Source organism: Chromohalobacter sp. 48-RD10 (genome assembly GCF_029889785.1).
GTDB lineage: Bacteria > Pseudomonadota > Gammaproteobacteria > Pseudomonadales > Halomonadaceae > Chromohalobacter.
In genome coordinates this window covers 1-7358 of record NZ_JARANX010000040.1, presented here as the reverse complement: position 1 = coordinate 7358, position 7358 = coordinate 1, and the positions used below count along the sequence as shown (strand labels likewise).

Annotated in this window: 8 protein-coding genes; 3 read left to right on the top strand and 5 right to left on the bottom strand. The window is 56.5% G+C overall.

Going from position 1 to position 7358, the window contains the following annotated elements; all coding sequences use genetic code 11:
- Positions 1–425: 425 nt before the first annotated feature.
- The 4 genes from OP496_RS16170 to OP496_RS16155 form a co-directional block, all read right to left on the bottom strand.
- Positions 426–1184: an SDR family oxidoreductase gene (locus OP496_RS16170; RefSeq protein ID WP_280564827.1), complete on the bottom strand. Its 759-nt coding sequence runs from the start codon at positions 1182–1184 to the stop codon at positions 426–428.
- 88 nt (positions 1185–1272) lie between these two features.
- The gene (catC, locus tag OP496_RS16165; protein ID WP_280564826.1) at positions 1273–1563 is read right to left on the bottom strand and encodes a muconolactone Delta-isomerase; all 291 of its coding nucleotides are present in this window, start codon (positions 1561–1563) and stop codon (positions 1273–1275) included.
- A gap of 23 nt (positions 1564–1586) precedes the next feature.
- On the bottom strand, positions 1587–1883 hold the full coding sequence (locus OP496_RS16160; protein ID WP_280564825.1) for a YciI family protein: 297 nt from the start codon (positions 1881–1883) through the stop codon (positions 1587–1589).
- A gap of 27 nt (positions 1884–1910) precedes the next feature.
- Positions 1911–3245 carry a TIGR00366 family protein gene (locus OP496_RS16155; protein WP_280564824.1) on the bottom strand — a complete coding sequence of 445 codons (1335 nt, stop codon included), beginning with the start codon at positions 3243–3245 and terminating at the stop codon, positions 1911–1913.
- A gap of 173 nt (positions 3246–3418) precedes the next feature.
- Between OP496_RS16155 and OP496_RS16150 the strand changes: the two genes are divergently transcribed.
- Both OP496_RS16150 and OP496_RS16145 read left to right on the top strand, forming a co-directional pair.
- Complete coding sequence (locus tag OP496_RS16150; RefSeq protein WP_280564823.1) at positions 3419–4324, top strand: 3-hydroxyacyl-CoA dehydrogenase NAD-binding domain-containing protein; 906 nt, start codon at positions 3419–3421, stop codon at positions 4322–4324.
- Positions 4321–5349 carry a cyclase family protein gene (locus OP496_RS16145; protein WP_280564822.1) on the top strand — a complete coding sequence of 343 codons (1029 nt, stop codon included), beginning with the start codon at positions 4321–4323 and terminating at the stop codon, positions 5347–5349. The genes OP496_RS16150 and OP496_RS16145 overlap by 4 nt, the downstream gene beginning before the upstream one ends.
- 98 nt (positions 5350–5447) lie before the next feature.
- On the opposite strand, the gene OP496_RS16140 is transcribed toward OP496_RS16145, so the two are convergent.
- Entirely contained in the window at positions 5448–6233 is a 786-nt protein-coding gene (locus OP496_RS16140) for an IclR family transcriptional regulator C-terminal domain-containing protein (protein WP_280564820.1), read from the bottom strand.
- Between the two features lie 459 nt (positions 6234–6692).
- Between OP496_RS16140 and OP496_RS16135 the strand changes: the two genes are divergently transcribed.
- A partial coding sequence (locus OP496_RS16135) for a CoA-transferase (RefSeq protein WP_280564819.1) occupies positions 6693–7358 on the top strand: 666 nt, incomplete at its 3' end.

Sequence of the window (7358 nt, the reverse complement as noted above, 5' to 3'; positions counted from 1 at the left end):
CGATGGGAAAGGCCCATCATAGAAACACCGGGACATCACGACAATCGGACGTACCTAGACTTTGGTCGGAAGGGAGCGAAAGAGGTGCTGAAGGAGAGCGAAGGCAGGAGGTTGCGCGGGGCGAATTTGCCCCGCGCATAGGCGCTTATTGCGTTTGCTTGGTGTACTTGTCGACGAGTTGGCTGGCGTCGTCGTAGAGCTGCTGGCCGTCGTAGCCTTCTTCGTCCATATTCGCGATCCACTCGTCGATGGTCTTGTCGGCGGCTGTTTGCCACTCATCCTAGTTGTAACGGCGACGATGCAGGATCACACGGACAGTGCTTGGGGCGGTCATGATACGTGTCCACTGATTGATAGGTGGATACCTACCTTCATGGCTTTAGGGCACTAGCTGTAGATGGTGTCGATGACCGGCTATCCAGTACTTAACCAGTGGTGACACCGCCGCAGACGAAGAGTGTCTGGCCGGTAATGAAGCCGCTGCGCTCGTCGCAGAAGAAACTGATGGCCTGAGCCACGTCCTCGGGCCGGCCCATGCGCCGTAGCGGGATATTGCCGATGATACGGTGGGCGCGTTCGGAATCGGGCGGGTTGTTCTGCCAGAAGGCGCTGGTGGCGATGGGCCCGGGGGCGACGCAATTGACGGTAATGCCATGTTCCGCCAGCTCCAGCGCCCAGGTTCTGGCCATGGATTGCAGGGCTCCCTTGGTGGCACTGTAGATGGTACGCGCTTCCTTGCCTAGTACCACACGACTGGTATTCAACACGATGCGGCCCATGCCGTGTGCCTTCATGGCGGGCAGCAGTGCCTGAGTGCAGACTAGCGCCGAGCGCACGTTCAGGTGCATCAACTTGTCGAAGTCCTCGAGCCACGCCTCCTCAAGCAGCGCTGGGGTTACGATGCCCACGTTATTGACCAGCCGCGTCACTGTGTAGCGCTCGGCAATTTCTTCCATTACCCGCCGGGTGGCGTCGGCATCGGCAAGGTCGACCTGGCGCGCCTCCGCTTTCAGTGAGTCTGTTTCCGGCTCGACGATATCCACCACGATAACGTAATAGCCATCCTGCTGGAGGCGTAGGGCGATGGCTTGGCCGATGTTTCTCGCCCCGCCGGTAACGACGGCGCAGTGGTTTTGAGTCGCGTGTCCTTGAGTACCGTTACTTTGAGCAGAGTCTTGGCTCATTCAGCTGTCCTCGGCGTTACATGTCGATGCAACATGTGTCTGATAGAAAGACGCCTCGCCGATAAATACGGCGAGGCGATAGGGGGCTTTACGTATCATCCCCGTGCACGGAAGAGGGGTGACGGCATAACGGTTTCACCTGGATATCCATGTAGGGAAACAGGGGCAAGCCGCTGATGAGCTCCTGGAGTTCGGCGTTGTCGCTGACGTCGAAAATACTGACGTTGGCGTAGCTGCCGGCGACCCGCCAAAGATGACGCCACTTACCCTGACGTTGCAGCTCCTGCGAGTAGGCTTTCTCTTTCGCCTTGATTTCGGCCGCTTGCTCGGCGGGCATGTCCGGCGGCAGCTTCACGACCATTTTTACATGAAACAACATCGCGTTTCTCCCTTGTGCTTGCGCTAAAGAGTGTTCTTCCGGTTCAGGTAAGCTTGCCGCCAGCGTATGACCTTGAACTCGGCAAACAGATCCGCCTGATAAAATGGATCGGCCTTGATAAAACGCTCGGCCTCCTCGCGGCTGTCCAGGTCGACCAGGTAGATGCCGCCGGATGCCGTCTCTCCATCATCGGAAAGCTTGGCGCCACAGGCCAGCAGGACATCCACGTTGGCCTCTAGGTAATCCAGGTGGGTCTGGCGTACCTCCAGGCGCAGGGCCTGGCGGTCGGCTTTATCGAAGGTCTCGATCAGAAAAGGCATGGGAAAAACTCCTGTTGGTAAGCGGGGTCAGGCGCCGAGGTAGCCCCAGATCAGCATGGCGCTGGCGTAGATGATGCCTAGGTAGATCAGAATCAGCACCATGTAGCCCATCACGTCGCGCAGCTTCAAGCCCGAAATGGCCAGTACCGGGAGGATCCAGAACGGCTGGATCATGTTGCTCCACTGGTCGCCGATCTGAACCGCTAGCGCCGTGGCCGCCTGGGAAGCCCCTATTTCCGTGGCAGCTTGCACCATGACTGGACCTTGGACCGCCCACTGGCCGCCACCGGACGGTGCCAACAGGTTGATGATGGCGCCGCTGATGAACGACCAGATAGGCAAGGTTCGCGCGCTGGAGATATCGACAAAGGTATTGGAGAACGAAACCACCAGGCCCGAACCCACCAGAATCCCCATGATCCCGGCGTAGAATGGGTATTGCACGATGATACCCGAGACGATACGAATCCCGTCCGTCAATGCGGCCAGGTAATTGGCCGGCGAGGCAAACAGCAAGATACCCAGGAACAGGAAAGCGAAATTGACGGTGTTGAGGTTCAGCGAGCCGCCATCCACGGTATATAACGCGATATACAGCATGCCCAGCAAACCAATACCGATACCTACCACCCGGCTACGGTTCAAGCGTTCGGCGATGGTGATCTTGTCACTGCTTCTAAGGGGAGGCGCGGAGGGCTTTGCGACTGAGGACGGATCGATTTCGACGGTATCCTTGGCGTCTTTGGGATGCAGCCAGGCATTGAAGAAGGGGAGGGTGAGAAGAATAAGAGCGCTGGTGATCAATAGGATGGGCGAGAAAATCGTTTCGCTCAGCGGTATCAGCCCGATGGCGTCTTCAAGAAAGTGGCCTTCGGTGGCGATTAGCAGCGGCACGCTCCCGGACAGGCCGATGCCATAAAGGGCGAAACCTGAGTACGCAGCGGCAATCACTAGGGGGTAATGCAAACCTTTGACGTTGAGTGCCAGCTTCTGGGCGACGATACTCCCGATTACCAGACCAAACCCCCAGTTCAACCAGCTGCCGATACCGCCTACCAAGGTGGCGACGATAATAGCCATGAAGGGAGTCTTGACGCGCGCAACGAGGCGGTTAAGGGCTCCATCCATCAGTGGCGTCTTGGCCAGGATATAGCCCGCCAGGAGGATGACTGTCATTTGCATACTGAAGGCCAGTAAGTCCCAGAAGCTATCGCCCCAATAGCGTACCGCATTCAATGGGCTGGTCCCCTCCACGAGCACTGCTAGGAGCATCGTGAGAACGGTCAGAAGGATGGCGATGATCAGGGGATCTGGCATATAGCGGTTGACGATCCGGGTGAAGAAATTTGCCAGCGCATTCATTGGAAGAGGCCTCTTATTGTCGGAAAGGTTGTCATTGTCTATCATGTACGCATGACGTACATAAGTTCGTATATTGAGTTAGATGGTTCATCCGCGAATGATTTTGTTCAATGCGACATTTGTCTATGTCTGGTTGAAACGAAGCCCGGATCAGACGAAGGGAAAGGAAACTGATGCAGGACAATTCATTGCAAGCCGTAGTGGTAGGTGCCGGCACCATGGGCACCACCCTGGCCAAGTTGATGACGGCGCACGGCGTCAAAGTCTCCGTGGTGGATACCAATCCGCAGGTGCTGGAAACAAGCCGTCTGCGCATGGGGGCAAACGCTGACGCCATCTGCTTTACCACGGAACTGGCAGTGGGGGGGAGCCCTGATTTCGTGATCGAGAGCGTGACCGAAAACGTCTCGATCAAGCAGAAGGTAGTGGCACAAATCGAGGCCGATGTGGCTGACTCCACCATAATTATGACTAATACCTCGGGTATCCCGATCGACGATATCGGCAGCGCTATGCGCATTCCGCAGCGGTTCTTGGGGACGCACTTCTTCAACCCGGCGGATATCGTCCCTACCGTGGAAGTGGTCCCCGATAGCCATACCGAGGCGTCGGTAGTGGAACAGGCCTGCCGTTGGCTCAAGCGGTTGGGAAAACGACCGGCGGTCCTGAATACCTGTGTGCCCGGTTTCGTCGCCAATCGGATCCAGCACGCGGTGATGCGCGAATGCCTTTCCCTTCTGGAGAAAGGGGTGGTGGAAGTCGACGCGCTGGACGACATTGTGCAGTACTCCATTGGCATACGCATGGCGCTGAACGGCCCGCTGTGCCAACGTGATCTCAATGGGCTGGATACCCATTTGAATATTGCTCGTTACCTCTATACGGACCTCGATGCACGCCAGGAGCCTGCGGCTCTGCTCGAAGATTACGTAGCCCAAGGTCGCTTGGGAGCTAAGGCGGGGCGGGGCTTCTACCACTGGAGCGACGGGTCTTATGCACAGCATCAAGCTCAGGAGCGGGAAAGCCTGCAATGCATTCTCGAAATCGCCGCGCAACACTCAAGGGGAAACGAGTCATGAATCAGCCACGCTGGAAGAAACGCCCTGAGGGCAGCAATTGGGGGGATTTTGGCCCCGACGACCAACTAGGGCGCGTCAACCTGATCGGGACTGAGCAGGTACTCAAAGGCGTCAAAGAAGTCCACGAAGGAGTGACGTTCTGCTTGTCGCTACCCCTGGATATCCCGGGAGGCCAAGTATTGAACCCGCGGCGCTCACCGCCGAAGCTGACCCCGACGTCACTTGATAATGACCAGTACATCAACTTTTCCCTAGCCAAGCATAGCCCCAAGCTACGTGACGTCATCAGCGACGACCAGGTCCAGCTATCGCTACAGTACTCCACTCAATGGGACTCTCTGGCCCATGTAGGCGCCCTGTTCGATAGCGACGACGATGGTACGCCGGAGCGTCGCTATTACAACGGTCACCTGGCGGAGCAGGACGTACTTGACTTGAGCCAAGAACCAGCACAGTGGCACGACTCCTATGCTGGGTGCCTGGGAATCGAAACGTTGGCGGCTCACGGTATGCAGGGCCGGGCTGTACTGGTGGATCTGGTACGGGTTTTCGGCGTGGGCCGGACACTGATAGGCCATCGGGAATTGATGAAGGCGCTGGAACAACTGAACGTGGTAGTGGAACGTGGCGATATGCTGATATTGCGCACAGGGTTTGCCGAAGCGCTGCTGGACATGCAGGGGACCCCACAGCCAGACGTGCTAAAAAACACTGGGGCGGTGCTCGATGGCAACGATCCAGCCTTGCTGCAGTGGATCACCGATAGCGGCATCGCAGCGATCGGTGCGGATAACTATGCGGTGGAGGATATAGATCGCGAGCTTGCGCCGGCGTGCTGCTCCAAGCTGCCGCTACATCATCATTGCTTGTTCAAGCTAGGCCTGCCACTGGCGGAGTTGTGGTATCTGAAAGACCTGGCAGAGTGGTTGAGGAGCTGTGGCCGTAATCGGTTCTTGCTGACGGCGCCGCCACTATGTCTGCCGGGGGCGATTGGCTCGCCAGCGACTCCAGTAGCAACTGTATAGTTGCTGTTCAAGGTTCGTTTGTAGTGGAGGCTTTATTTTGGATCAGTGCAAGAGTGAATATTATATTCAACGACGAAGAGCCCTTTAAAAGAGTCACGCTAAATTAGTGTCTTTCTTATCTCCGCCGCATTGCCTTGCAGGCAGGGAAGAATCTGTTCTTTGAGCCTTTCGAGAGGCACGCGAGCGGAATTCGTTGATACGTTCATAGCGCCAAGCAAGCGACCTTCTCCGCTGAATATAGGTACGGCGATCGAACGAAGCCCCGGGTCGAGCTCTTGGTCAACGATGCAATAGCTTTGCTCGCGGGCTTTAATGATTTCGGCTTCGAGCGTTTGAATATTGGTAATGCTGTGTGCGGTATGCGCGACTAGTTCGCTTTCTTGCAGGATGCGGTGGCGCTCCTTATTCGCCAATGTGCCTAGTAGAATGCGTCCCATGGAAGTGTAGGCGGTGGGCAGCCGAGTACCTACCGCAAGCGTGATGGCCATCAGGCGATGCTTGGCTGCGGAGCGCGCCACGTAGATTACATCCTTGCCATCGAGCACGCCTAGAGACGAGGATTCGCCGGTCTCCTGTGTGATATCTTCCAGGTATTTTTGGATAGCGTTATGGTAGTTGTTCGCCGAAAGAAAGGCGTAACCTAGTTGTAGAGTCTTGGGTGAAAGTTCGAAATAACGCTCTTGCTTACGAACGTATCCCAAGGCATGCAAGGTCAACAGGAAGCGCCTGGCCTTGGCCCGGTTCATGTGGGTTTTCGTGGCGACCTCGCTGAGCGTCAAGCGGGGAGTAGTTTGATCGAATGCCATGATGACTTCTAGGCCGCTTGCCAACGCAGTAACGAAGTCACTATCGTCAGGCGCAAGCGCTCCATCTTGTGATGCCATACTCTATGACCTCTCATCGCTGATTATCAAAGTATAGTACCAAATTCACAAAGAAGTTCGATATGCGAACACTTGCTTGCTTATGCATGTGCCTTGATAGGCGTACTGCGATGCAAGCGATTGTGTTCTGTGAGACCTAATCTTGATCGCCGAGACCTCGCTTATGCCGATGTGCTCCTGGCTGACGAGGGGGTGGCGAGGCAGGTGGATGCAGAGCGTCTGCGGGCATGTGTTGATCCGGGTTTATACATTGGTAGTAGCCGTTGCCTGGTCGAGTGTGTGAATGAACGCCTTTCTTAACCATAACTCATTGTTTTAAAAGATATATGTAGACTTTCAAGCCAATGTGGTTGCTAAGTGCTGCGTCTTCCTGAGGTTTGACGAGGCATGTTTCCGTGATTATTTTGTTCGTATCACAAACCAATGTTCACCAAGCGAACAATTTGCGAGGCAACCCGCATGGCCGAATTTCTTAGCCTCCATGATGCCGTGTCGCGCTATGTCGAAGATGGCGCCACCGTGGCCATGGAAGGCTTCACCCACCTGATTCCTTTCGCCGCCGGACATGAAGTCATTCGCCAGCGCAAGCGTGACCTGACGCTGATCCGCATGACGCCGGACCTGGTCTACGACCAATTGATCGGTGCTGGCTGCGCCAAGAAGTTGATCTTTTCCTGGGGTGGCAACCCGGGCGTGGGGTCTTTGCATCGTCTGCGCGACGCGGTGGAGAAAGACTGGCCGCACAAGGTGGAGATCTTCGAGCACAGCCACGCGGCCATGGCGTGTGCGTTCGAGGCCGGCGCGGCGGGGCTGCCGCTGGCAGTATTGCGCGGTTACGTGGGCAGCGAGCTGCCTAGCGTCAATCACCAGATCAAGTACATCGAGTGTCCATTCACCGGTGAACGCCTTGCGGCGGTACCGTCGGTGCGTCCCGACGTCTCCCTGGTGCATGCGCAGAAGGCGGATCGCAAGGGCAACGTCCTGGTGGAAGGCATCATCGGCGTGCAGAAGGAGGCGATCCTGGCGGCCGACAAGAGCATCGTTACCGTCGAGGAAGTGGTCGACGACCTTGAAGCCAGCACCAACGCTTGCGTGATTCCGGGATGGGCGATCGATGCCATTGCA